The sequence below is a fragment of the Micromonospora sp. NPDC007208 genome (assembly GCF_042869175.1).
Lineage (GTDB): Bacteria > Actinomycetota > Actinomycetes > Mycobacteriales > Micromonosporaceae > Micromonospora > Micromonospora foliorum.
The window spans coordinates 165,238-189,568 of sequence record NZ_JBIAFG010000014.1; the positions used below are offsets into that span (position 1 = coordinate 165,238).

Here is a 24,331-nt window from a genome sequence, read left to right on the forward strand (position 1 = left end):
GGCTCTACCGGGTGGTGCTCGCCACGGCGCGGGAGCGCCACAGCAACCAGACGAAGTACGGGGTGCCGATCATGGCGGTGACCAGGCCGGCGGGGACCTGGGCCGGAGCGATGACGGTCCGGCCGAGGGTGTCGGCGATGCTGACCAGCGCCGCGCCGAGCAGGGCGGCCACCGGTAGAACCCGGGAGTGCCGCCCGCCGACGAGCGCCCGCGCGGCGTGCGGGGCGACCAGGCCGACGAAGCCGATGACCCCGACGGCCGAGACGGCGGTGGAGGTGAGCAGCGCCGCCGCGCCGAGCGCGACCAACCGGGTGCGTTCCAGGCGGACGCCCAGCACCCGGGGGGTGTCGTCGTCCAGCGCCATCAGGTCGAGTTCCCGGCGGGCGGCGACCACGGCCGGGGTGAGCACCAGCAGGGCGATCAGCACCGGCAGCACCTGGGTGGGCATCCGACCGTAGGTGGAGCCGGACAGCCAGGTCAACGCCTTCCCGGTGTTCCACGGGTCGAAGGCGACGACCAGGTAGGTGATGACCGCCATGCCGCCCTGCCAGGCGCCGAAGCCGATCAGCACCAGACGGTCCGAGCTCAACCCGCCTCGCCAGGCCAGGCCGTAGACCAGGGCGAACGCCAGCATCGCGCCGAGCCCGGCGACGCCGGAGACGGCCCACACCCCGGCCAGCGGCACGAAGGTGAGCAGGGAGACGGCCCCGAGCCCGGCACCGGCGGTGATGCCGAGGATGCCGGGTTCGGCCAGCGGGTTGCGGCAGACCGCCTGCACGGTGGTGCCGGCGACCGCGAGCGCCGCGCCGGCCAGGACCGCCGCGGCGACGCGCGGCCACCGCTGGTCCAGCACAAAGGTGTACGCGGGCCCGGTGCTGCCGTTGAGCCAGTTCACCACGTCACCGAGCAGCACCCAGGTGTCACCGGCGAGCATGCCGACCGCCACGGCGCCGACGGTCAGGACGGCGGTGACGGCGACGACGCCGCGGTGAAAGGCGGCGGAGCGGACGGCCGCGTGGCCACCGGGCGGACGGCGGGTGGGGCCCGCGTCGCGGTGCCGGCGGGCCAGCCAGATGAGGATCGCCGCACCGAACAGGGTGGTGACCACGCCGGTGGGGATGTCGACGCCTGCCTGCCCGCCCATCACGGCCCGCAGCAGCACGTCGGAGCCGAGCACGATGATGACCCCGGCGATGCCGGACAACGGCAGCAGGATGCGGTGTCGGTGCACCCCCGGCACCACGGGGGCGAGCAGCCGGACGATCACCGGGGCGCACAGGCCGACGAAGCCGACCGGACCGGTGAGGGTGACGGCCGCGGCGGAGAGCAGCACGGCCAGCACCATGACGGTGAGTCGGGTGCGCCGCACGTCGAGGCCGAGCACGGTGGCGGTGTCGTCGCCGAGGGCGAGGATGTCGAGGCGGTGCCCGAGCAGCACCAGCACGACGGCGGCGCCGACGATCACCGGGGCGAGTTGGGTCAGCGCGGTCAGGTCGCTCTGCACCAGCGAGCCGTTCCCCCAGGCGAACAGCCCGATGGTGGCCTGCTCGAACAGGAGCAGCAGCAGGGTGGTCACCGACCCGAGCGCCAGCGCGGTCGCCGAGCCGGCGAGGATCAGGCGGGTGGTGCCGGCCTGCCCGCCGGAGGACATCGCCATCACCAGGCCGGCGGCGGCCAGCCCGCCGCAGAAGGCGAGGCCGCCGGCGGGCAGCGCGGGCAGCGAGACGCCGAACGCGGCGACGGCCACGATCGCGAGGTGGGCGCCCGCGTTGACCGCGAGGGTGTCGGGGGAGGCGAGCGGGTTGCGGGCGATCGACTGCAACGCCGCCCCGGCGAACCCGAGCGCCACGCCGATGGCCAGCCCGGCGAGGAGCCTGGGCAGCCGGGAGGCGATCAGGACGCGGGCTGCCTCGTCGTCGGCGCCGGTCGCGAGCCGCAGCAGGTCGAGGGCGCCGACGTTCGAGGTGCCCTGGGTGAGGTGCAGCGCGCCGACCACGAGCAGCAGCAGGATCGCGGCGACGAAGACACCGGCGACGCGGGGTACGGCCAGGCGTCCGCCCGGAGTCGGCCGGGTGGCCGGCTCCGGGCGTGGGGGTGCGTTCAGCACGCTCACACCGCGTACGTCTTGACGAGTTCGTCGATGTACTGCTTGCCGGAGAGCGGACCGCCGAAGGTCCAGACGCCGTTGGGCATCTTGTGCAGGTTGCCCTGCCGAACGAAGGGCAGCGACTTCCAGATTGCGTTGCCGGCGAGACCGTCGGCGAACACGTCGTCGCCGTCGGAGGCGTTGTAGAAGAGGTGCGTGTTCGGGTCCTTGAGGACCGTCATGCCCTCGACGTCGGTCTGGCCGAGGCCCCACGCCTCATCGGTCTTGCCGGTCCAGGCGTTGGTGAGGCCGAGCTGGATGCCGATCTGGGAGACCAGCGCGCCCTTGCCGAACATCCGGATGCTGACGGTGCTGCCCTCCTTCCAGCCGTCGGCGATGGCGAACGGCCGGCCGGCGGCACCCGCGTCGGCGATCTTCTTCCTGCCGTCGGCGATGGCCGCGTCGAAGTCGGCGAGCAGCTTCTCCGCCTCGGTGGCCTTGCCGACCGCCTTCGCGATCATGTTGAGGTCGCTGCGCATCCGGCCGAGGTTGTCGGTGGCGTCACTGCCCTTGGCGACCACGACGGGCACGAACTTCTCCAGCTGGCTGACCATGTTGGCGCCCCGGTCGTCCTCCATCACGACGAGGTCGGGCTGGAGGGCCACGATGGAGTCGACGCTGGGCTCGCCGCGAGTGCCGACGTCCTTGACGCCCGGGTCGAGCTTCGCGGAGGTGACCCAGGTGCCGTAGCCCTTGGGGTCGGCGACACCGACGGGCATGACGCCGAGGCTGACCAGCATCTCGACCTCGCCCCACTCCAGCCCGACGACCTTGGTCGCCGGCGCCTTGAGGGTGATCTCCTTGCCCCGACTGTCGGTGAGGGTGACCGGACCACTGGCCGCCGAGGCGGAGGTCTCGGGGGCGGCGGCGTTCTCGGTGGTGCCGCAGGCGCCGAGCGTCAGGGCGGCCACGACGGCGATGAGGGCGGTGAAACGGGTACGGGTCATGACGGTCTTTCTCTGCTGTGGATGAGGGTTGTTCAGACCAGGGCGCGGATCTGGTGCCGCCCGACAGGGCGGGTGGTGACCAGTCCGCTGAGCGGATCGATGGTCACCTCGATGCGGATCCCGTAGGTCTCGGTGAGGGCGTTCTCGGTGAACACCGTTGCCGGGGTGCCGGTGGCGCGGACACGGCCGTGGTGCAACAGGACCACCTCGTCCGCCACGGCGGCCGCCTGGTCGAGGTCGTGCAGCACGACGCCGACGGCGACGCCGTGGTCGTCCGCGAGGTCACGGACCAGGTCGAGGATCTCCACCTGGTACCGCAGGTCGAGGAAGGTGGTGGGCTCGTCGAGGAGCAGCACCGGAGTGTCCTGGGCGAGGCAGGTGGCCAACCACACCCGCTGCAACTCGCCTCCGGAGAGTTCGTCGACGGGACGGTCGGCCATCGCGGCGACGCCTGTGACGTCCATGGCGCGTGCGATGGCGGCGGGACCGTCGGGATCCTCGGTGCGCCAGCGCCCCCGGTAGGGGTGGCGGCCGTACCCGACGACGTCGCGGACGGTGACCCCGCTGGGCACCGGCCGGCTCTGGGCGAGCAGGGTGACCCGCCGGGCGAACTCCCGGGCCGCGAGGCCGGCGGCGGTGACGCCGTCGGCGAGGTGCACCATCCCGGCCTCGATCGGGTGCAGCCGGGCCAGGGCCCGCAGCAGGGTGGACTTGCCGCTGCCGTTGGGCCCCACGAGTGCGGTCACGGCACCCGCGCGGAGGTTGATCACCGCACCGTGCACCACCGGCACACCGTGATAGCCCAGGCGGAGGTCGACGCCGGACAGGCTGCGCTCCCCGTTGACCGACGCCAACTCGCTCTTCATGAGGTTAGGCTAACCTAACCAAATCGTGGGCTGTCAAGCCGGTCACGGGAACGTGATCAGCCTGGCCGACCGGTGGTCGTCGGGTCCGTGCACGCGTGGGGGATGCTGGGTCCGTGCACATCGCGACCCTTGGCCCACTCGCCGTCGACGGCCAGCCCGTTCGGGGTGAACGGCTCGCGGCGGTGCTCCGCGCGCTCGTCGACGCGCGTGGGCGGGCGGTCTCCGTGAGCCTGCTCATGGACGCCGTCTGGGACGGCACGCCACCCGACGACGCGACCGGCGCCGTCCAGGCGCTCGTGTCCCGGGTACGCCGTCTCGGGCTGCCCGTGGTCGCGGTGCCGGGCGGGTACCGGCTGCCCGCCGAGGAGGTCACCGTCGACGCGGTCGAGGCGCGCGCGCTCGTCGAGCAGGCGGGCACCGTGCTGCGGTGCGGTGACCTCCGTGCCGCCCGTGGCCTCGCGGATCAGGCGCGGGCCCTGTTCCCCGAGGTGCCGGAGTTGGTCAGCGCCGAGGACACCCGCCTGTTCGCCGAGGTCGCCGCGCTGCGCGCGCAGGCGGCACTCGCCGGCGTGGGCCCGTTCGACGAGGTCGACCTGGGCCGACTCGTCGCGCGTACGCCGCCGGACGAGCCGTCCGCCGCCCTGCTCGTCCGGGTGCTGGCCGCCCAGGGGCGCGAGGCGGAGGCGCTGGAGGTGGTCGAGCGGCTGCGCACCGACCTGGCCGACCGGTACGGCACCGACCCGTCTCCCGTGATCACAGACGTCCACCTGGCGTTGCTGCGTGGTGAACTCATCGCCCCGCCCGCCGCGGCGCCGCCCCGGCAACAGGCGCGGATCACGCTGCCCGCCGCGTGGCGCCGCCCCATGGCCGCCCTGCTGGGGCGGGAGCGGGACGTCGAGGCCGTCACCGGCGCGCTCGCCGAGGCGCCCGTCGTGACGATCGTGGCGACCGGCGGGGCGGGCAAGACCCGTCTCGCCGCCGAGGTGGCCAGGCGCACGGCGGCGGCCGGGCAGGCGGTACGCGTGATCGAACTCGCCGGCCTGCGCTCGCCCGACGAGGTGCTGCCCACGGTGCTCGCCGCGCTCGGCGGCGCGGACACCACGGCGACCGGCGGCAACCTGGGTCTGGAACGGCGGGTCCTCAGCCCCGAGGAGCGGCTGCGCGCGGTGGCGCCGGACCTGGACGGGCTGTTGGTGCTGGACAACTGCGAGCACGTGCTCGACGCGGTGGCCGTCGTCGTCGCGGACCTGGTGGCGGCGGCCTCGCCGGAGGTTGCGGTGCTCGCGACGAGCCGAGCCCCACTGGGTCTGGTCGGCGAGTTGGTGCACCGGCTGACCGCGTTGCCGGACGCCGACGCGCTAGCGCTTGTCGAGTCCCGGGCGCGGGCCGGTGGCGCGGTGCCGACCTGGGACACCGAACGGGCGCTCGCCCTGTGCCACCGGCTCGACAACCTGCCGTTGGCGCTCGAACTGGCCGCCGCGCGACTGCGGCACATGCCGATCGACGACGTACTCGCCGGGCTGACCGACCGGTTCGCGCTGCTCGACGACGCCCTGCGCGGCCTGCCCGAGCGGCACGCGAGCCTGTGGGCGTTGGTCGACTGGAGCAGGGAACTGCTCGCCGAGGACGACCGCGAACTGTTGCAGCGGGTCGCGGTCATTCCCGCACCGTTCACCGCGGACCTCGCCGCCGCCGTCGCGCAGGCCCCGGAGGTGCGCCGCGGCCTGGCGACACTCGTCGAACAGTCCCTGTTGACCCTGGTCGAGGGGGACGGCCCGCCCCGCTACCGAATGCTCGAAACGGTCCGTGAGTACGGCGAGGCCCGGCTGGACGCGGCCGGCGCCCGGGACCAGGCCATGGCCGGCCTGGTCAGCTGGGCACGGGAGCAGGCCATCGCGCTCACCGGCCGCTTCATCGGCCCCGGCCAGGTCGAGGCGCTGCACCGCTGCGCCGCCGAGCAGGACAACCTGGTCGCGGGCCTGCGGTGGGCGATGGGAGCCGACGACGAGCCCGCCGCCGTCGACGTCGCCACCGCGCTGTTCCACCTCTGGTCGGTGCGTGGCCTGCACCTTGAGGTCCTCGCCTGGGCGCGCGGGCTCCTGCACGCCGACGACCCGCAGCGACGGCTGCGGTCGGCGATCATGCGTGGCGCGGCCAGCGGGCGGCCACTACCCAACGCCGACCGGCTTGCCTGGACGTGCGTGGTGATCAGCGTGAACGCCGGCGTCAGCGCCGATCTGCGGCCCGCCGTGCTAGCCCGGCGGGCCCTGCGGACGCTCCTGGCCGAACGTCCCGGCGGGGTGTCGTCCCGGCTGACCGCGCTCGCGTCGGCGCTGCCCAGTTTCGATGTATCCAATCTGGAGCAGAACCTGAAGAGCGCGACCGAGATGATCGCGCACCCGGACCCGTACGTGCAGGGGCTCGGGTTGTTCGCGCGCGCCGCGGTACGGGAGAACGGTGGCCTGCCGGAGGCGTCGATCAGCGACGCCGAGCAGGCGTACCACCGCTTCGAGGCCGCCGGCGACCACTGGGGCATGGCCATGGCGGCGGGTGCCGTCGGGCAGTTCCTGGTTCCCGGCGGGGATGCGCGCTCGGCCGAGTGGCTGACGCGCAGCGTCCAGCACATGGAACTGGTCGGCGCCGCGCAGGACGCACGGTCGATCCGGGTCCGGCTGGACGCGCAACTCGCCCTCACCGGCGACGTGGAGGCGGAGCGGCGACTGGGGGAGACGGCCGCACTGGGCCAGGCGGAGCAGTTGGACGCCGCGCAGGCGCTTCTCGGCCTGGCCCGCCTGGCCTGGCAGCGCGAGCGGTACGACGATGTGATCGCTCACGCCGACGAGGTCACGCGCATCCTTGCCGGCTGGGCCGGGCCACTGCCACAGCCGCGCGTGATGCTGCGGACCACGGCGGCGATCCTCTACCTGCGGGTCGCGGAGGCTCGGCGGGCGTCGGGGAACGACGTCGTCGCCCAGGCGGCCGCGATGCTGTCGCTCGTCCGCGACGACGCTCTGACCTCACGGGACCTGCCGGTGATCGGAGCGTGGGCGTCGGGCGGCGCGGAACTCGCGGCGTACCGGGATGACGTCGACACCGCCCGCGAACTGTCCGCCCTCGCGAAGCGGATCGGCAGCCAGATCGAGATGTTCTTCCCGTCCGAGAACGGCGAACGGCTCAGCGCCATCCTCGGGGACGAGGAACAGCGTGAGCCGTTGCTGGCCGCGTGGCGCGAGCGGCCGGCCGCCGCGGCCGTCAGCCGGATCCGCGAGCTGATGGACGACCTGCTCGCGTAGGTCAGATCTTCTTGCGGTACGCGCGCAGCGCCAGTGGCATGAACACCGCCACGAAGCCGGCGCACCAGGCGAGCGTCCACCAGACGTGGTTGCCGAGCGGGGTGCCGAGGAACAGCCCGCGTACCGACGCCACCAGGTGGGTCATCGGGTTGACGTCCACGAACGCCTGCATCCAGCCCGGCAGGGTGTCGGCGCCGACGAACACGTTGGACGCGAAGCTCAGCGGCATGATCAGCGCGAACATCACACCCTGCACGGCACCCGCGGTCCGCACCTTCATCGACACCAGCACCGGCAGCCAGCTCAGGCAGAGCGCGAACAGCACCGCGAGCAGACACCCGGCGATCGCCCGGAACGGGTCGGTGTCGATCCGGAAACCCATCACGTAGCCGATCGCGAGGGTCGACACCGTGACGATCACGTACCGGACCACGTCGCCGAGGACCGCGCCGACAAGTGGTGCGGAGCGGGGGATCGGCAACGACCGGAACCGGTCGAAGATGCCCTTGGCGATGTCGGTGTTGAGGTTGACGCCGATCGCGATGGCGCCTGTCGCGATCGTCTGCGCCAGGATGCCGGGCAGCAGGAACTGCAGGTAGTCATGGGTCGATCCGGCGACGGCGCCGCCGAAGACGTACACGAAGATGATGAGGAACAGCACCGGCTGCAGGGTGACGTCGATGAGCGCCTCGGGCGTACGCCAGGTCTTGATGAGGCTGCGCTTGGCGAGCGCCAACGAGTGCCGGACCAGCCGGAACGGCCGGGGGTTGGGCGCGGAGTTCGAGAGCGCGCGGCTTCTCGTGGGCGCGGTGTCGGTCAGAGTGCTCATGCCGCGACCTCCAGGGGGCGGGTGGTGTCGTCTTCGGACGCCGTACGCCCGGTGAGGGTGAAGAACACCTCGTCGAGGCTCGGCAGGTGCAGGGAGAGTTCGGTGACCGCGATGCCGGCCGTGGCGAACCGCGCGACGCTCTCGGTCAGCGCCGCGTCGTCGGTGACCGGCACCGCAAGCACGCCCTTGCGGATCTCGTCGGCAGGCGCGCCGGAGCCGACCTGGGTCAGGATCTCCGCGGTGCGGGGCAGCTGTGCCGGGTCGGACGGCCGGACCTCCAGGGTCTGCCCGCCGACCACCCGCTTGAGCCCTTCGGGGGTGTCGTGCGCGATGACCCGGCCGTGGTCGATCACCGTGATCGCGTCGGCGAGCGCGTCGGCCTCCTCCAGGTACTGGGTGGTGAGCAGCACCGTCGAGCCGTTGTTGACCAGCGAGCGGACCACGTCCCACATGTCCTCGCGCTTGGCCGGGTCGAGCCCGGTCGTCGGCTCGTCCAGGAAGATCACGTCGGGGGAGCCGACGAGGCTGGCGGCCAGGTCCAGCCGTCGCCGCATGCCGCCGGAGTAGGTCTTGGCCGGTCGGTTCGCGGCATCGGTCAGGTCGAACCAGTCGAGCAACTCGGCGGCCCGTCGTCGGGCGCCGTTGCGGCCCAGCTCCAGCAGGGTGCCGAACAGCTCCAGGTTCTGCCGCCCGGTCAGGTCCTCGTCGACCGAGGCGTACTGGCCGGTGAGGCCTATGCTCTGCCGAACACGCTCGGCGTCCCGTACCACGTCGAAACCGCCGATTCGGGCGGTCCCGCCGTCCGGGGTGAGCAGTGTGGAGAGGATGCGCACGGCGGTGGTCTTGCCGGCGCCGTTGGGCCCGAGCACCCCGAGCACCGTGCCGCGGGGAACGGCGAGGTCCACGCCCTGTAGCGCCCTCGTCTTCCCGAATGTCTTCACGAGGCCCTCGGCCTCGATCACCAGGTCAGCTGTCATGCGCCCACTCTGCGCTGGCCTGCTGACACCGCGCCGACACGCCACCGACACCGGCTGACACGGGCCGACACCGGGGCCGCGGGGGAGGGCGGCCGGGGCCTGCACGTCCCCGCTGACGGCCGGCGTCACGATATGCTGGCCACGGCAGAGCGCCTGCCAGCGCCCGATGTGGTGGCCCACGCCTGACCACATGCCTGGGGCCAAGAGTCTCCGACTCCGCGCCGATGTGTCGATTCCCGGCGTGCCGGTCACGCCGCCCGTTCGGTGGAGTGCGTGGGGCTGCACCGGAGGCGTCATGTCTGATTCCACACCCCGACCGACCCCAGCCCCGGGACGCGCCCGCAAGCGCGCCATCCGTGAACATGCCGCCCGGGCTGGCGTCGCCTACTCGGAGGCTGCCCGGCAACTCGAGTCGGTCGGCCTTCGGCCCGGCGAAACCCTTTCCAGGTACGGGCGGACGATCTATCCGGTCGGGTTCGACCCGCATCGCCAACTGCTCGTCGAACGTCGTGAGCGGCGGTCGTTCGAGGAGCGGGTGTCGGACAGCAGGCGGGCCGCGATCCTGCCTCATGGTCGCGCGCGGCACCTCGTCGAGCGGTTCCCGCCCAGCCGTGGGCGTACCGGCAGCGGGGTGGGCTCGCTCTATCACGGCGAGGGCCGCGAGGAGCTGCTCGCGATGCTGTACATCGTGATCGTGGCCGAGTCGCCAGGGTTGCTGCCCGAGGTGGGGGACCTCGCCTGGATCGCGGAACTCGGCGAGGACACCGCGCTCGACACGGCCTGCGCCGACGTCGACCGCGAGGCTCGCCGCCTGCTCGACCAGGAGCCATTGGCCCTTTGGTCGCGCATCCAGAAGGCGCTGACCACGGCCGAACGCAGCGTGGACGGGCAGGTCCGCCAGGAGGCGACCCGGCAGGCAGCGCTGTTGAGCACGATGATGACGCCGCGTCTGGGGTACGCGGGCGAGCCGTGGGTTCCGGGGTTGCCCGTCGCCGGTGCCCGGCAGATCCTCGACGCGCTGCTCATCGTCGCCGACGACGGACACGCGCCGGGCACCCGGGTACGCCTGCTCACGCAGCCGCACCAGGCGAAGTTGGCCACGATCATCGGTGCCCGGTGGGGTCGGTCAGGTCCGCCGGTGGGCTATCTCGTTTGGCTCGACGGGGCGACGGCGCCGCTGTCGGCCCGCCCCGACGACCTGATCGTTCTGGCCGACCAGGAAACCACTCCGCGCTGAGCCAGGCCCCCTCAGTGGTGCCCGCATCGTCTCCTCCGGGCCGGTCAGACCCTCCTGCACAGCTTCGTTGCCGGGGCCACCTTCGGATGGATCGGGCGACGGCCAGGCAAGAGACCGGCGCCAAAGTTGGCCACTTCGACAGCTGTGGACCGACGAAGAGTATGAGAATCACCAAGTCCTAATCCTGGCCGGGGCGGATGCGGCCGTGAGCGGTATACCTCAGAGTCATATTCATACCTCTGAGGTATACCGCTCAACAGCACAACGACATGGCGGGCCAGTCAGAGCGCACGCCATCAACCACCGTGTGCCGATGGAAGGTGACATGCTGCGGCTGGGCCGAGCTGTCGGCGTTCAGTGGTCTGGGGGTCAGGCGCCACGGGCACAGGCCGGCCGGGCTCCCTTGCGGGGAGCCCGGCCGGTGCGGTCGACGCCGTCGTAGAGCTGTCCGGAGCGCAGCGGGGGGAGGTGCTGCGACGGGAGAGGTACGGACGGCGCGACCGCGCTCCGCGCGGTGGTCCACCTGCTCAGCTCGGTAGGCGGCCCCGCGTGGAGACGAAGTGGTACGACATGACGGCGAACCCGGGGTCACGGAGCAGCCGCCGGAAGGCGTTCAGTTGGTTGGGCGACAGCCCGGCGGCCAGCAGGTCCGGTTCCAACTGGCGGGAGTTGGTCTCGTAGAGCGATGTCCCGGTCGACCCGCCGGCCCAGCTCTGCGAGTGGGTGATGGTGTCCAGGTCGGTCAGGCCGGCGAGGGCCATCTCGGTGTGCACGTCCTGCGCCCAGCCCAGGTCGGCGCCGTGGTCCTCCAGGACGCCCATCATGGCGTCCATGACCTGCGCGAAGAGCTTCGCGGCGTCGTCGGTGGGCGCGGTCAGCACCCGCTGCGGCGCGGTGCAGTCGAACTCCTCGACCACCAGCCACCCGCCGGGTGCCAGCGCGCCGGTGAGGGTGCGTAGGACCCGTCGTCGATCGGGGAGGTGCAGCAGCACCAGCCGGGCGTGGATCAGGTCGAACGCGTCCCCGGGCGGCGGTTCGGTGCGCACGTCGTGCTGGCGTACGTGCAGGTTGCCCTCGGCCACCAGGTGGGTGGGGTCGATGTCGGTGGCCAGCACGTGACCGTCGTCGCCTACCGCGCGAGCCATCCGCCGGGCCATCGAGCCGCCACCCGCCCCGACCTCCCAGCAGGTCGCTCCCGGCTCCAGCACCGGGCGGGCCAGCCGACGCGTCGTGATCGGGTCCAGGAAGGACTCCAGCGCGTGCATCTGGGGGACGGCGTCCGGTGCGCCGTTGTCGAACGTGTACGTGTCATCGCTCGTAGCGGTTGTCATCGGTGTCTACCTCTCCGAGAAGGGTCGGGTGACTACGGGGTGTCGGCCCAGAGCCGAGGGGTCGGTCGGTTGGCCGGGGGCGGCGCAACGGCGGCGACGCTCAACATCGCCGCCAGTGGGGCCGGATCGCGGCGGGCCTCCGCGGTCGGCCGGTCGTAGACCACCCGGCCGTACTCCAGCACCGCCACCCGGTCCGCGATCTCGATCGCGTGCTGGAGTTGCTGCTCCACGAGCAGCACGGTCAGGCCGTCGGCGGCGAGACCGTTGACGAGCTCGCGGACCCTTGCTGCCAGATCGGGCGAGAGGCCCTCACACGGCTCGTCGAGCAGCAGCACCCGGGGTTGGCCGAGCAGGGCACGGGCTATCGCCAGCATCTGCTGCTCGCCGCCGGAGAGTTCGCAGCCGCGGTGCCGCAGCCGCACCGCGAGTCTCGGCAGCAGTTCCAGGGTCCGGGCGACGGTCCAGCCCTCGCCGCCGGAGGTGGGGGCCCGCCACGGCGCGGCCGCCAGGTGCAGGTGCTCGGCCACGGTCAACCGGGAGAAGACCCGTCGGCCCTGCGGGACGAGACCGACGCCGGACTGGGCGATGCGATGCGGTTGTCGGCCGGCGACGTGCACGCCGCCGATCTCGATGCGACCGCTGGACGCGCGAACCAGCCCGGCGATGGTGTGCACGAGCGTGCTCTTGCCCGCCCCGTTGCGGCCCACCACGGCCTGGATGCTGCCCGGGCGTACCCGCAGGCTGACCTCGTGCAGGACGGTTCCCCCGCCGTAGCCGGCACAGAGACGATCCACAGTGAGCATCAGGCCACCCCGTCGGCGTAGGCCTGCCGCACCAGCGGCGAGGTACGGATCTCGTCCGGTGTGCCGGCGGCCAGGGTCTGACCGTCACGCAGCACCGTGACCGTGTCGGAGAGGGCGTACACCAGGTCCAGTCGGTGTTCGACAAGCAGCACGGCGACCGCCCTGGGCAGCGCCTGGAGCAACTCGACCAGCCGGCCGACCTCGATGGCGGACAACCCGGCCGCCGGTTCGTCGAGGAGCAGCAGGCGGGGGCGACCGGCCAGGGCCATCGCGATCTCCAACTGGCGTCGTTGCCCGTGCGCCAGGTGCCCGGCGGGCACCGCCGCGACGGCGGTGAGCCCCATCTGGTCCAGCAGCGGGCCGGCCAGGCGCTGCGCGGCGCGGCGGCGTCCGCCCGGCCACCACCGGCGGCGCGGGATGACCCGCGGCAGCGCGGCCACCACGACGTTCTCCGTCGCGGTGAGCGTCGGAAAGACCGCGGGTCGCTGGTGGATGCGGTTGATTCCCCGCCGCGCCCGGGCCGCCGGCCCGAGCCGACCGACGTCCCGTCCGTCGAACCGCACGGTGCCGCGCTGCGGCCTGGTGGACCCGCCGATCACGTTGAGCAGGGTCGTCTTGCCGGCCCCGTTCGGGCCGATCAGCGCGTGCCGCTGACCGTCGTGGATGCACAGGTCGACGCCGTCGAGCGCGGCGAGCGAGCCGTACCGGACGCTGACCTTCCGGGCTTCCAACAGGCCGGTCATCGGTGCACCTCGGCAACGGTGGCCTGATCGTGGGCGGCTGGCTCGTGCGCCGGGGCGTCCGGCGGGCGCAGCCGACCCCGGGCCCGGTTGACGCCGGTGGGCAGCAGGTAGACCGTCGCCACGAACAGCGCGCCCAGCACCAGCGGCGCGTGGCCGGGCAGCACCCCGAACAACCAGTCCCGGACGGCGATGACCAACGCCGCACCCACCAGGGCACCGCCCACCGAGGCGGTGCCACCGATGACGACACCGAGCAGCAGCAGCGCGGACGTGTCGAAGCCGAAATCGGCGGGGGAGATGTACTGCTGAGCGACGACCAGGAGCGAGCCGGCGGCACCGGCGATCGCCCCGGCGGCGATGTGCGCCCCGGACAGGTGCACCGCCACCCGGTGACCGCTGGCCCGCAGCCGCGTCTCGTCGTCGCGGCCGGCTCGCAGCACCAGCCCGGCCCGGGTACGCAGCAGCACCAGCACCACGCCGATCAGCGTCGCCACCACGACCAGGGCGTACAGGTAACGGGCCTGGTCGCTGGCCAGGGCCGGGAGCCCCCAGAACGGGCGGACCGCGGGGATGCCGGCCAGCCCGTCCGTGCCACCGGTCACCGACCGCCACCGCCCGAGGACGATGACGACGAGTTCGCCGATGGCCAGGGTGATCATCAGGACGATCACCCCTCGGGCGTGCACGACGAGCGGCACGGTGAGCGCGGCTAGCAGCGCCCCGGCCGCCGCCGCGACGACGAGCTGCACGACGCCGACGTCGGAGACGCGGCTGCCGACCACGGCGCAGGCGTAGGCGCCCGCCGCGTACGGTGCGGTCTGGCCCAGGGTGGGCATGCCGGCGACGCCGGTGAGCAGGGCCACGCTCACCCCGACCAGGGCCAGCGCCAGCGTCCGGGCGAGGATCGACGTGGTGTAGTCGTCGACCACCCAGGGCGCCACGACCAGGCCGACCAGGACGAGCGCCGCGATGCCACCCCGTACCCGCCGGATCACCTCGCCCCTCATGCCGGCCTCCATCTGCCGGCAAAACCGCGCGCCCGTACGGCCAGCACGGCCGCCATGGCGGCGAACAGCAGAAACGGCGCGGCGGACGGCAGCAGCGCCACGCCCAGCGTCTGGATCTCGCCGATCGCGAGCGCGGCCAGCAGGGTGCCCGCCATCGACCCGAGACCACCGAGGACGACGACCACCAGGGAGAGCAGCAGCACGGTGTCGGCGGTGCCCGTGCCGGGGCCGATGATGGGCGCGCCGAGGACCCCGGCCGCTCCGGCCAGCGCGCCGGCGGCGGCGAGCACGCCGGCCCGGATCCGCGCCGGACTCACGCCCAGACAGGCGACCATCTCCGGGTCGTCGACGGCCGCCCGAACCAGCATCCCGGCCCTGGTGCGTCGCACCACCAGGTAGAGCGCGAGGGCGAGCACCGCGGCGACGACGATGAACACCAGCCGGTACGCGGCGTAGCGGTGACCGGCGACCATCACCGACCCTTCCAGGGCGGCGGGCACCCGAACCTGCGGGTTGTCGGGCCCGAAGCCGGCGACGAGCAGGCTGCCGCCGGCCAGCGCCACCCCGAACGTCAGCAGCGCCTGACTCAGGTGGTTGCCGGCGGCGACCGGTGTGAGCAGACCGGCCAGGAGCACCCCCGCCGCGGCGGCGGCCAGCACACCGACGGCGAGGGCCAACCCCAGACTCGCCCAGCCGCCGTCGAGCAGCGCCGCGGCGGTGTACCCGCCGATCGCGTAGAGCAGGCCGTGCGCCAGGTTGAGGATGTTGGCGACGCCGAAACAGAAGACCAGGCCCGACGCGGCGACGAACACCAGCAACCCGTAGGCGACTCCGTCCAACGCCGGGATCAGGTACGGGTCGATCCGGTTCGTGCCGGCCGCCACCGCTATCACCGGCCGACGGTCGCGAGGTCGCCCACGACGGTGTTGGACAGCGCCCGGCCGTCCTGGCGGACCTGCCGCAGGTACCACTTCTGCACGGGGGAGTGCGTGGTGGTGGAGAACTGCCAGGTGCCGCGCGGGCTGGCGATCTGGCCGAGTTGACCGATGGCCGTGTTGATGGCCTCCGGGGTCGGGTTGCTCCCGGCGGCGCCGATCGCCCGGTCCAGCACCGCCGCCGCGTCGTACGAGGCGAGCGCGTAGGTCGTCGGCGATCCGTCGTGCTTCGCCTTCCACGCGGCCACGAAGGCGCGGTTCTCCGCGTTGTCGAGGTCGGGCGAGTAGTTGAGCACCGAGTAGATGTCCCGGGCGGCCTCGCCCTGCGCGTTGAGCACGCCGCCCTCGGTGAGGAACCCGGCCGCGTACAGCGGGATGTCCTTGATCTCGGACTGCGCGTACTGCTTGACGAAGTCGACGGCGGCGCTGCCGGCGTAGAAGGTGTAGACGGCCGCCGCGCCCGAGGCCTTGATGCGGGCGAAGTACGGGAGGAAGTTGGTGGTGGCCGGGAACGGCGTGAAGGTCGTCTTGCCATCGGCGTTCGCCAGCTTCCCGCCGATCTTCCCGAACGCGTCGGTGAAACCGCGCAGCTCGTCCCAACCGCCCTGGTAGTCCGGGCCGATCGCGTAGACGGAGCCCTTCACGTTGTCGCGGACGTGCTGGGCGATCGCCGCCCCGGGCTCGTCGGAGAGGTACGAGGTGTGCCAGACCCGGGAGACGTCCTTGAGCTCCGGCCGGCCGTTCGAGCCGACCAGTGGCACCTTGGTCTCGTTGAGCACGGGGGTGACGCCGGCGACCGAGCCGCCACCGACGATGCCGGTCAGCGCGGACACCCGGTCCTGCTTGAGCAGCTTGGTCGCCGCCGGGACCGCGGTCTGGGCGCCGTTGCCCTCGTCCGCGACGATCAGGTCGACCTGCCGGCCGCCCAACTTGCCGTCGTGCGTGTCCAGGTAGAGCTGGAAGCCGTCGCGGATCTCCGTACCGACCGCCTGGTACGTCCCGGACAGCGACGCGAGCAGACCGATCTTTATCGAGCCGCCGGCGCTCGTGCCCGGCGCGTCGTCGCCGCAGGCCGTACCGGTGGTCAGCACGGCCGCGAGCAGCGCGGCGGTGAGGGCACGGCTGCGCCAAGGCGTGGTGAGAGGCATGTCTAACTCCAGAGGAAGGGGAAGGGGTCTCCGGCGTGGGGGCGCCGGGGTGGTCAGCGGCTGCGGGCGAGTGCCGCTCGGGCAGCGGGGGTCAGGGCGTCCCCGATGCGGTTGGCCAGCTCGGTCATCTCGTAGGAGACCTTGCCCACGTCGCACTCGGGGGCGGCGAGCACCAGCAGCGAGGCACCGTCGTTGAAGGCCATCGAGAACATGAACCCGCCCTCGAGCTGCGTGACGTTGGAGATCACCGCGCCGGCGTCGAAGAAGGCCGCCGCCCCCCGCAGCAGGCTGACGAGCCCGCTACCCGTGGCGGCCAACTGGTCGGCCCGGTCCGGTGGCAGGTCGCGAGTGGCGGCCACCATCAGGCCGTCGCTGGAAATGGCGATCGCGTGGCTGACCTCGGTCGCGCGCGCGGCGAAGTTGTCCAGCAGCCAGCCGAGATCCTGTTGGTCGGTCACGTGCTCTCCTGTCGCGTCATTTGTTGGTGAGGTCGATCGGCGTGCGTCGTCGGTTCGCCACGCCCCGCGCGTACGCGGCCATCGCCGTCGCCACCTGCGCCGGGTCGCGGTACTCGGACCGTTGCTGCTGCTGGGGCACGGTCACCCCACCGGGCACCAGGTGCCGTTGCGGCTGTCGTTTGGGCAGGCCGGAGTTGGTGGTCGCGGCGACCTCGGGGGCTTGTGCCTGGGCGGCCGTACGCCAGGCGTCGTCGGCGGGGCTGGACCACTGCTGGCCGTTCTGGCCGTCGACGACGTCGTTCTGGAACCAGTGGTTGACCTGTTCGAAGATGAGGAGCTCCTCGGTGGGCGCGTCACCCCGGTCCGGGGCTGCGGGAGCCGGTCGGAAGACCGGCGCCGCCGGCAGGGTGCGTTCGGTCGCGGGGCGTCCGGCGGTGGGTTCGGGGCGCGGCTGGTACGGCGGCGGAGGGCTGGGCGTCCGCGCTGCCCGCCGCGACAGCCGGCCGGGTGCGAGCAGGTACTCCTCGGGCGGCAGCGACCGGATGATCGCCGCGGGCAGTGTCGCCTCGGCGAGGATGCCGCGTCGGGGACCGCGTCGCAGTTGGACGGTGGCGCCCAGCCGGGCCGCGAGCTGGCCCACCACGACCAGCCCCATCGCCCGTACGGCGGCCACGTCGATGGCCGGCGGGCGGGCCAGCAGCTCGTTGAGCTGCTGCATCCGCTGCGCGGACAGCCCCACACCCTCGTCGCTGATCTGGACGATGACGCGGTCACCCAGGCTCCGGCCGCTCACCCAGGTCTCACTGCCGGGCGGCGAGTACGTGGTGGCGTTGTCCATGAGTTCGGCGAGGAGGTGCACGACCTCGTCGACGGTTTTGGCGGCCACGGCGACGTCCCCGTCGATCATGCCGAGCCGGACCCGCGCGTAGTGCTCGATCTGGGACAGCGCCGCCTGGAGCACCTGTTGCAGAGGGACGTCACGCTGGCGTACGCGACCCACGCCGACGCCGCCGAGCACCAGCAGGCTGGCGTTGATCCGGCCCATCCGGGTGGCCAGGTTGTCCAGTGTGTACAGCTGGTCGAGCCGGTCGGGGTCGGTCTCGTCCCGCTCGACCAGGTCGACCTGGGCCAGGACGGCGTCGACCAGTCGCTGTTCGCGGCGGCTCAGGTGGATGAAGATGTCGGCGGTGTTGGCGCGCATGACGGCCTGTTCGGCGGCGGTCCGCACGGCGGCCTGGTGCACGGCGCTGAACGCTTGACCCAGTTCGCCGATCTCGTCGTCGCTGGACGGTTCGAGGGCGGCGCTGGACTGCTGCTGGGCCAGCTTCTGTGGGTCGACGGTGGCGCTGCCGGGCTGTTGGAGCTGCGCCACCACGGCGGGGAGCTGTTCGAAGGCCACGGCGTTGGCCGCGTCCCGGAGGCGGCGCAGCCGTCGGGTGATCTGCCGAGCGACGGCCCAGGTCACCAACGCGGTCAGGATCAGGGCCAGGAGGACGCTGGCCGCCTCGGCCACGGCCCGACGCCGCTGGTCGGCGTGCGCGGCCCGTACGTCGTCGCGGACCGCGTCGTCGACGCGGGCGCGCAGGTCGGCCAGGCGGGCGGCACGCGTCTGGGTGGTGGACACCCACGCGTCGGTCTCCAGTTGCAGCTGCGACCCCGGCTGGGCCCGGGACACCTCGTCCTGCATCCGTTGCAGGGCAAGTGCCTCCTTGCCGGTGCCGGCCTGCTCCCACCAGATGCTCCACTCGGGCGGGGCCAGGGCCAGGAACGACAGGCTCGACTCGGTGTAGCTGGTGCGCGCCGCGGTGATGTCCTGCTGCATGGCCGGGGTCAGCTCGCCGCCCGCGACCGCGCGCAGCACGGCCACCTGCTGCTGACCGATGGCCTCGGCGGTCTTCGACAGCGCCGCCGAGGCCCGGATCCCGTCGGCGAGTTGGGCGTTCACCACGCCGTGCGAGACGCTCTCCCGGAAGTTGATGAGGTCGGCGATCGCGATGCGGTAGCTGAAGGTCATCGCCGACACCGACGCGTGCGTGGCGGTGCGCACCTGGGTGCGCAGCGGGGCGAGGCCGTCCAGGGCCGCGTCGATGCGCCGCAGGAGAGCCGCGCTGGTGCCGTTGTCGGCGGACAGTCGGTCCCGCTGCCCGCTGTAGCGGGCGACGGCGTCGTCGGTGGCGGCCATCTCCGCGCCGAAGGCGTCCTGCTGCTCCGGCCGGGCGTAGGTGAGCAGGTCGGCGGCGGCGATGCGTTCGCGTTGCAGCCGGTAGGCGAGGTCGCCGGCCTCGGCGCCGACCTGGGCCAGGATCTGCAGGTCGCTGGCACGGGCCGTCTGGCGTGCGCTCTCGTTCAGTGCGAGACCGGCGAAGCCGATCACGGCGACGAGCGGGGCCGCGACGATGAGGCGCATCCGGCCGGCTATCTTCCAACCGCGTCGGCGGGTCGGGTAGGGTCTGGCCGCGTGGGACCGGGTGCTCGACGCCAAGATTGACTCCCACGACTCGTCGATGACGGTCTATCCGCACGTTGCCGAATGCAAGTCCCATTCGGCCGGAAGCCGCGCTCGTAGACCAGACCTGGCCGTGGTACAAACTGCCCGTACCAGCATCTGTACCCAACGTCAGCGGCCGGTGACGCCGCGAGGTCGGGCCGGATCCGTCGAGTCAGCGCTGGTTGTCGTGGGGCCCGGCCGGTGACTGCCGCCGCTCCGGGGCGTCCGGTTCGGGTTGGCCGTTGAGCACCTGGCCGATCAGTTCGCGCAGCTCGTCGATCGCGTCCACCACGGCTCCCGGGTCGCGCGCGTCACGCCGGCCACGCTGACGCGGAACCTGCCGACCCAGCTGAGCCGTTTCCGGGGCGCGTGGGCCACGGCGGCCGTCGGCCGCCAACTGTTCGGCGGCGACCTGCGGCCAGAGCGCGGCCAACCTGCCGCCAGTGCCGAGCACGTCGTCGCAGCGCAGCGCGAACTCGTGACTGCCGAACCGGCGACCCGACTCGACCGCCGCGACCGTCTCCCGACTGAACCGCACCAGATCGGCCAGGGCTCGTTGGGTCAGGCCCCGTTGGACGCGACAGTTGCGCAACTCCCATCGGAACCGCTGACTGGCCGCAGAGTGAGCCGAGCTCGACGGGGACGTGTGCTCCATGCGCTCACCTTCGTGGAACGGACATTCAGCGACGGACGCCAGATCGAGATTGGCCGATGAGCTGAACATTCACAGAGGGCAATTCTTAACCCAGGACGCGATGGGTGTGAAGACGTTCACCGGCATGGATCGTCTGGCAAAGCGTGAAAGGTGGGTGCCGGACCCGTTGCCGGCACCGAGGCTGCGCCGGATGGAGGGGGCAACGCCGCCCCACCCCACCCTCGACCCGGCCGCAGGTCAGCACCGCTGGCACTCGCCCGCACTCAGGCGGCGTGCACTTCGGCCGTCGCCTCACCCCGCGCCGCCGGCGCGTCCGCGGCCGGCGGGACATCGATTATCGCGAGTAGTGTGCGGTGCGCACGAAACGCGACATTCGGTTTGTACGAGCGACGTTGCTCGGGTGACAGCCGTAGACCGGGAATGACTTCGGCGAGCCGGCTGAGGGCGACCCCGGCCTCAAGTCGCGCCAATCCCGCACCGATGCAGAAATGTGGACCGTGGCCGAATGACAGGTGATTGCCCACATCGGCCCGGTGGGGGTCGAACCGGTCCGGGTCGTGGAACGCCGCGGGGTCCCGGTTCGCCGCTCCGATCAGGAGCAGGCAACGCGCCCCGGCGGGGATCGTGACCGCTCCCACTGTGACGTCTCGGGTGGTCACCCGGAGCCAGCCGTCGATGGCGGGCGCGAACCGGAGCGTCTCGCCCACGAAGGCGGGGACGAGCCCCGGGTCCGCGGTGATCGCCGACCAGCGCTGGGGAGCGGACAGGGCCTGGTCGAGGGTGTGCGCGAGCAGCCCGGCGGTGGTCTCGTGACCCGCGACCAGGAGATTGAAGGCCAGGCTCGCCACCTCGGGCACCGTCAGCACGGTGTCGTCGTCGTCCCGGTAGGCCAGGGCGCGGCTGATGAAGTCGTCACCCCGGTGTCCGCTGTCCACCCGTTGGCGGACCAGATCCTCGCAGTAGTGCCAGAACTCCAGCAGCCCCTGCGCCAGGCGTACCTGCTCGGCCGGGTCCGGCTGCCCCCAGATGAGGGCGATCTGGCCGTCCGCCCACCTCCGGATCCGCCCGATGTCGGCGTCCGGCACCCCGAGGATGTCCAGGACCACCAGCAGGGGAAGCTCGGTCGCGAACTCCGGGATCAGGTCGACCTGGTCGCCCTGGCGGGCGGCGAGACGGGACACCAACTGGTCGACCCGGCGCCGGACGATCGCCCCGTACTCGGCCTCGACCCGCTCGGTGGTGTTCGCGAAGGTCGCCCGGAGGGCCCGGCGGCTACGCGGGTGCGCCGGTGGGTCGGCGGCGGCCGTCGTGGGTGGGGCGTCGATCTGCATGATCACGTTCAGTGCGGGTGGGCACACCTCGTAGATCGGGGCGAGGGTGAGGGCGTTGGCGAATGTCGCAGTGTCGGCGAGGGCCCGCCGGACGTGAGCGTGCCTGCTGATCAACCACAGACCCAGATCCTCGGCGTAGTGCACCCCGTCGGGATCGTCGAGAATACGTCGCCACATGCTTGCCGGATCGGTGAGATAGACCCCGGCGAACGGATTCAACCGCATGGAAAGCCTCCTGGTGCACGCGGCGCTAAACCGGCAGCGCCCCCATTTGGCGATCCACTTTCAGCCGGGCCGATAATGGCGTGCATCTGCCTCTGGCTCTTCACGGTGCGCTGGCCGGCCGCACAAGTCAAGATTGGTTCTTGTCTATTTATTGGTCGGCATAATTGCGTGTTGCAACAGCTGAGCGAACCTGGCCAGGTGCAAGTTGCGGCTCGGTCCTTGCCGTGAAGTCGACCCGGTCGCACGGTGCAGACAACTCGCCGCTTTCCCTCATGACCGGAGAAACGACCCCCGCGACGACGAGTGACGCCGAAGTCCGGTCACCGACCCCGGCGGAAGGAGTCGCGCGGGGGAAGCGCCCTTTGTCGGAAGGAGCCGCGGTGTCGGAAGCGACCGAAGTCGGCGGGGAGGAGCCGCGCCGAGGGAAGGAGCCGACCCGCGACGACCTCCACCGCGTCGCGGGGGGTTCCGGCCCACGCCGGAACCCCCCGCGCGTCGTCGCGTCGTGACGACCCGGTCAGCGCGCGGCGGTCACGGCGCCCACGGGGCGGCGATGCCCCAGGTGCTGTCGGCGGTCCACGACGTCGGCGTGTTGTACGCGTCGCCGCCGGTGCCGTTGCTGAGCCAGACCTCCGCGTTGTAGTGCCGCAGGTACTTGCCGCGGAAGTTGTACGACTCCAGCGACACGCCGGTGCCGGTCAGCCCGGTGCGGGCGCACCAGGTGGCGTCGGCGCGCAGCAGCGCGGAGCCGTCGTCCGGTGAGTTGCGGACCCGGGAGTTCTGGTGGCGCAGGTACTGCCCGGGGAAGTTGACCGACTCGAACGAGTAGCAACCGGTGCCGGTCAGGCCGGGCCGGATGGTGTACGTGGCGTCGGCCTTGAGCAGGCTGGAACTCGCGGCGTCGACCACCTCCGTGTAGGCCAGGCTGTCCTGGTGGCGTAGGTAGCGGTTGGTGAAGCCGGGCGTGGTCACCTGCAACGACCGGCGGGTGTTGACCGGCAGGGCGACCGGCGCCGAACTGCCGATGGTCTTCGAGGCGTTGATCAGGGCGGTGTTGGCGGCTCGCACCCGCGCCTGGTCCATCTTGATCACCTGCCGGTCGTAGGTGAGGAAACCGTTCAGCTCTCCCTCCAGGTCGGTGATCTCGGTGTAGATCGAGGCGCTGAGCCCCTTGCCGACCATCAGGTTCTGGGTGCCCTGCACCAGCCCCACGTACCGGTCGGTGAGGGCGCTCGAACTGGACTGCCACTCGTACGCGAAGAAGCTGCCGCTCGGGCTGTACTCGTGGCCCGGCGTGTGCAGGCCCAGGCCGCCGAACTCACCGAGCACCGCGATCCGGGTGTTCGACGGCACGGGGGAGTCCGGTCCGAGGTAGACGTGCCAGTCGTCGATGTCGCCGTTGCCGGGGTTGCCGAGGGACTGGCAGCAGTTGTGGCCGCTGTGCGGGTTGACCAGACGCGTCGGATCCTGGTTCTTGATGTTCTGCGCGACCCGCCGGGTGTCGGCGAGGGACCGCTCGCCCCAGCCCTCGTTGTAGGGCGTGTACGCGATCACCGCGGGTGAGCTGCGGTGTTCGTCGACGATCTCGCGGGCCTCGGCCTCGAACTGCGCCTGCTGGGCGTCGGTGGGGTCGACGTCCTGCGCGGTCAGCGAGGGGATGTCCTGCCAGACAAGCAGGCCGAGCCGGTCGGCGTGGTAGAACCAGCGCTGCGGCTCCACCTTGATGTGCTTGCGCACCATGTTGAAGCCCAGGTCCTTGTGTTTCTGCAGGTCGAAGGCGAGGGCGGCGTCGGTCGGCGCGGTGTAGAGCCCGTCCGGCCAGAAGCCCTGGTCGAGGGTGCCGACCTGGAAAACGAACTGGCCGTTGAGCTTGGGGCGTAGCACCCCGTTGACCAGGCCGGTGGTGATCTCCCGCATGCCGAAGTAGTGGGTAGTCCGGTCCACTGTGGCGCCTGCGGCGTTGCGCAGGGTCACCCGGAGGTTGTAGAGGAACGGGTCGTCGGGTGACCAGCGACGGGCGTTGGGCACCGGCACGCTGAAGTCGGTGAAGCCGCCGGTGGACGAGCCGACCACTGTGGTGCCGTTCAGCGCCTCGGCGAGCACGCTGTGGCCGCTCACGTCGCCCCGGGTGAAGACCCGGACCCGCAGGGTGTTGTTGCTCAGGTTCGGGTAGACGTCCACGCTGCTGATCGAGGCGGCGGGCACCGGCTCCATCCACACCGTCTGCCAGATGCCGGAACTGGGGGTGTAGAAGATCCCGCTGGGTGTCTTGGTCTGCTTGCCGATGGCGGGCAGGCTGCCGTTCTGCCGGGTGTCGGTGGGATCCCAGACCTTGACGACGATCTCGTTCGCTCCGGCCGTGAGCTGCGGGGTCACGTCGAAGGTGAAGGCGTCGTAGCCGCCGGTGTGCGCGCCCACCCGGACACCGTTGACCCAGACGGTGCTCTGCCAGTCGACGGCGCCGAAGTGCAGCAGGGTCCGCCGACCGGACCAGTTCGCGGGGATGGTGACGGTGCGTCGATAGAACAGGTAGTTGCGGTTGTCGTTGGCGGCCCGTTGGATGCCGGACAGGGCGCTCTCCACCGGGAAGGGCACGTTGACCCGCTCGGGCAGGTTGGTGCCGAACTGCGGGGCGTCGTCGGTCGTCGACTGGCGTAGCTGCCACTCGCCGTTGAGGTTGAGCCAGTCCGGCCGCGTCATCTGCGGTCGCGGGTACTCGGGCAGTGGTGTGCCGGCCAGGGCCTGGCTGGTCCAGGGGGTGGTCAGCGGCGGCGTCTTGGGAGGTGCGGCGTTCGCCGGTGAGGCTGGCGCGGCGAGAAAGCCGGCGACCAGGGCGATGGCGAGCAGCAGTGGCAGGGCGGGGCGGATGGGGACGTGACGTGTCATGCCGTCTCCGGGGGAGGAGTCGCCGC

18 protein-coding genes are annotated in these 24,331 nt (G+C 72.0%); 2 read left to right on the forward strand and 16 right to left on the reverse strand.

Going from position 1 to position 24,331, the window contains the following annotated elements:
* Positions 1 to 4 precede the first annotated feature (4 nt).
* The 3 genes from ACFYL6_RS24935 to ACFYL6_RS24945 are packed head-to-tail and all read right to left on the reverse strand — an operon-like array spanning position 5 to position 3,959.
* Positions 5 to 2,104 carry an iron ABC transporter permease gene (locus ACFYL6_RS24935; protein ID WP_387174740.1) on the reverse strand — a complete coding sequence of 700 codons (2,100 nt, stop codon included), beginning with the start codon at positions 2,102 to 2,104 and terminating at the stop codon, positions 5 to 7.
* A 5-nt stretch (positions 2,105 to 2,109) separates the two neighbouring features.
* Positions 2,110 to 3,093, reverse strand: a complete 984-nt coding sequence (locus ACFYL6_RS24940) for an ABC transporter substrate-binding protein (RefSeq protein WP_387174674.1) — start codon at positions 3,091 to 3,093, stop codon at positions 2,110 to 2,112.
* 32 nt (positions 3,094 to 3,125) lie between these two features.
* Positions 3,126 to 3,959, reverse strand: a complete 834-nt coding sequence (locus ACFYL6_RS24945; RefSeq protein ID WP_387174676.1) for an ABC transporter ATP-binding protein — start codon at positions 3,957 to 3,959, stop codon at positions 3,126 to 3,128.
* 113 nt (positions 3,960 to 4,072) lie between these two features.
* Between ACFYL6_RS24945 and ACFYL6_RS24950 the strand changes: the two genes are divergently transcribed.
* Entirely contained in the window at positions 4,073 to 7,252 is a 3,180-nt protein-coding gene (locus tag ACFYL6_RS24950) for a BTAD domain-containing putative transcriptional regulator (protein ID WP_387174678.1), read from the forward strand.
* Position 7,253: 1 nt separating this feature from the next.
* Here the strand turns inward: ACFYL6_RS24950 and ACFYL6_RS24955 are convergent, their stop codons facing one another.
* Together ACFYL6_RS24955 and ACFYL6_RS24960 are read right to left on the reverse strand one after the other, a co-directional pair.
* Positions 7,254 to 8,081 carry an ABC transporter permease gene (locus ACFYL6_RS24955; protein ID WP_091406877.1) on the reverse strand — a complete coding sequence of 276 codons (828 nt, stop codon included), beginning with the start codon at positions 8,079 to 8,081 and terminating at the stop codon, positions 7,254 to 7,256.
* Positions 8,078 to 9,058: an ATP-binding cassette domain-containing protein gene (locus ACFYL6_RS24960; protein ID WP_387174680.1), complete on the reverse strand. Its 981-nt coding sequence runs from the start codon at positions 9,056 to 9,058 to the stop codon at positions 8,078 to 8,080. Before ACFYL6_RS24960 ends, ACFYL6_RS24955 begins: the two co-directional genes overlap by 4 nt.
* 295 nt (positions 9,059 to 9,353) lie before the next feature.
* Here ACFYL6_RS24960 and ACFYL6_RS24965 point away from each other — a divergent pair, with 295 nt between their 5' ends.
* Positions 9,354 to 10,295 carry a hypothetical protein gene (locus ACFYL6_RS24965; RefSeq protein WP_387174682.1) on the forward strand — a complete coding sequence of 314 codons (942 nt, stop codon included), beginning with the start codon at positions 9,354 to 9,356 and terminating at the stop codon, positions 10,293 to 10,295.
* Between the two features lie 527 nt (positions 10,296 to 10,822).
* Here ACFYL6_RS24965 and ACFYL6_RS24970 read toward each other — a convergent pair.
* The 11 genes from ACFYL6_RS24970 to ACFYL6_RS25020 form a co-directional block, all read right to left on the reverse strand.
* On the reverse strand, positions 10,823 to 11,626 hold the full coding sequence (locus tag ACFYL6_RS24970; protein ID WP_387174684.1) for a class I SAM-dependent methyltransferase: 804 nt from the start codon (positions 11,624 to 11,626) through the stop codon (positions 10,823 to 10,825).
* Positions 11,627 to 11,658: 32 nt separating this feature from the next.
* A complete protein-coding gene (locus tag ACFYL6_RS24975; protein WP_387174685.1) occupies positions 11,659 to 12,429 on the reverse strand; it encodes an ABC transporter ATP-binding protein in 771 nt (256 codons plus the stop codon).
* The gene (locus ACFYL6_RS24980; RefSeq protein ID WP_387174687.1) at positions 12,429 to 13,172 is read right to left on the reverse strand and encodes an ABC transporter ATP-binding protein; all 744 of its coding nucleotides are present in this window, start codon (positions 13,170 to 13,172) and stop codon (positions 12,429 to 12,431) included. Before ACFYL6_RS24980 ends, ACFYL6_RS24975 begins: the two co-directional genes overlap by 1 nt.
* Positions 13,169 to 14,179 carry a branched-chain amino acid ABC transporter permease gene (locus tag ACFYL6_RS24985; protein WP_387174689.1) on the reverse strand — a complete coding sequence of 337 codons (1,011 nt, stop codon included), beginning with the start codon at positions 14,177 to 14,179 and terminating at the stop codon, positions 13,169 to 13,171. Before ACFYL6_RS24985 ends, ACFYL6_RS24980 begins: the two co-directional genes overlap by 4 nt.
* Entirely contained in the window at positions 14,176 to 15,072 is an 897-nt protein-coding gene (locus tag ACFYL6_RS24990; protein WP_387174691.1) for a branched-chain amino acid ABC transporter permease, read from the reverse strand. The genes ACFYL6_RS24985 and ACFYL6_RS24990 overlap by 4 nt, the downstream gene beginning before the upstream one ends.
* Entirely contained in the window at positions 15,069 to 16,262 is a 1,194-nt protein-coding gene (locus ACFYL6_RS24995) for an ABC transporter substrate-binding protein (RefSeq protein WP_387174693.1), read from the reverse strand. Before ACFYL6_RS24995 ends, ACFYL6_RS24990 begins: the two co-directional genes overlap by 4 nt.
* Positions 16,263 to 16,315: 53 nt before the next feature.
* Positions 16,316 to 16,720: a roadblock/LC7 domain-containing protein gene (locus ACFYL6_RS25000; RefSeq protein ID WP_030490280.1), complete on the reverse strand. Its 405-nt coding sequence runs from the start codon at positions 16,718 to 16,720 to the stop codon at positions 16,316 to 16,318.
* Positions 16,721 to 16,736: 16 nt separating this feature from the next.
* The gene (locus ACFYL6_RS25005) at positions 16,737 to 19,127 is read right to left on the reverse strand and encodes a nitrate- and nitrite sensing domain-containing protein (protein WP_387174695.1); all 2,391 of its coding nucleotides are present in this window, start codon (positions 19,125 to 19,127) and stop codon (positions 16,737 to 16,739) included.
* Between the two features lie 253 nt (positions 19,128 to 19,380).
* The gene (locus tag ACFYL6_RS25010; RefSeq protein WP_387174697.1) at positions 19,381 to 19,863 is read right to left on the reverse strand and encodes a helix-turn-helix transcriptional regulator; all 483 of its coding nucleotides are present in this window, start codon (positions 19,861 to 19,863) and stop codon (positions 19,381 to 19,383) included.
* A gap of 263 nt (positions 19,864 to 20,126) precedes the next feature.
* Positions 20,127 to 21,419: a cytochrome P450 gene (locus ACFYL6_RS25015; RefSeq protein WP_387174699.1), complete on the reverse strand. Its 1,293-nt coding sequence runs from the start codon at positions 21,417 to 21,419 to the stop codon at positions 20,127 to 20,129.
* Positions 21,420 to 21,950: 531 nt separating this feature from the next.
* The gene (locus ACFYL6_RS25020; RefSeq protein WP_387174701.1) at positions 21,951 to 24,305 is read right to left on the reverse strand and encodes an AbfB domain-containing protein; all 2,355 of its coding nucleotides are present in this window, start codon (positions 24,303 to 24,305) and stop codon (positions 21,951 to 21,953) included.
* Positions 24,306 to 24,331 lie beyond the last annotated feature (26 nt).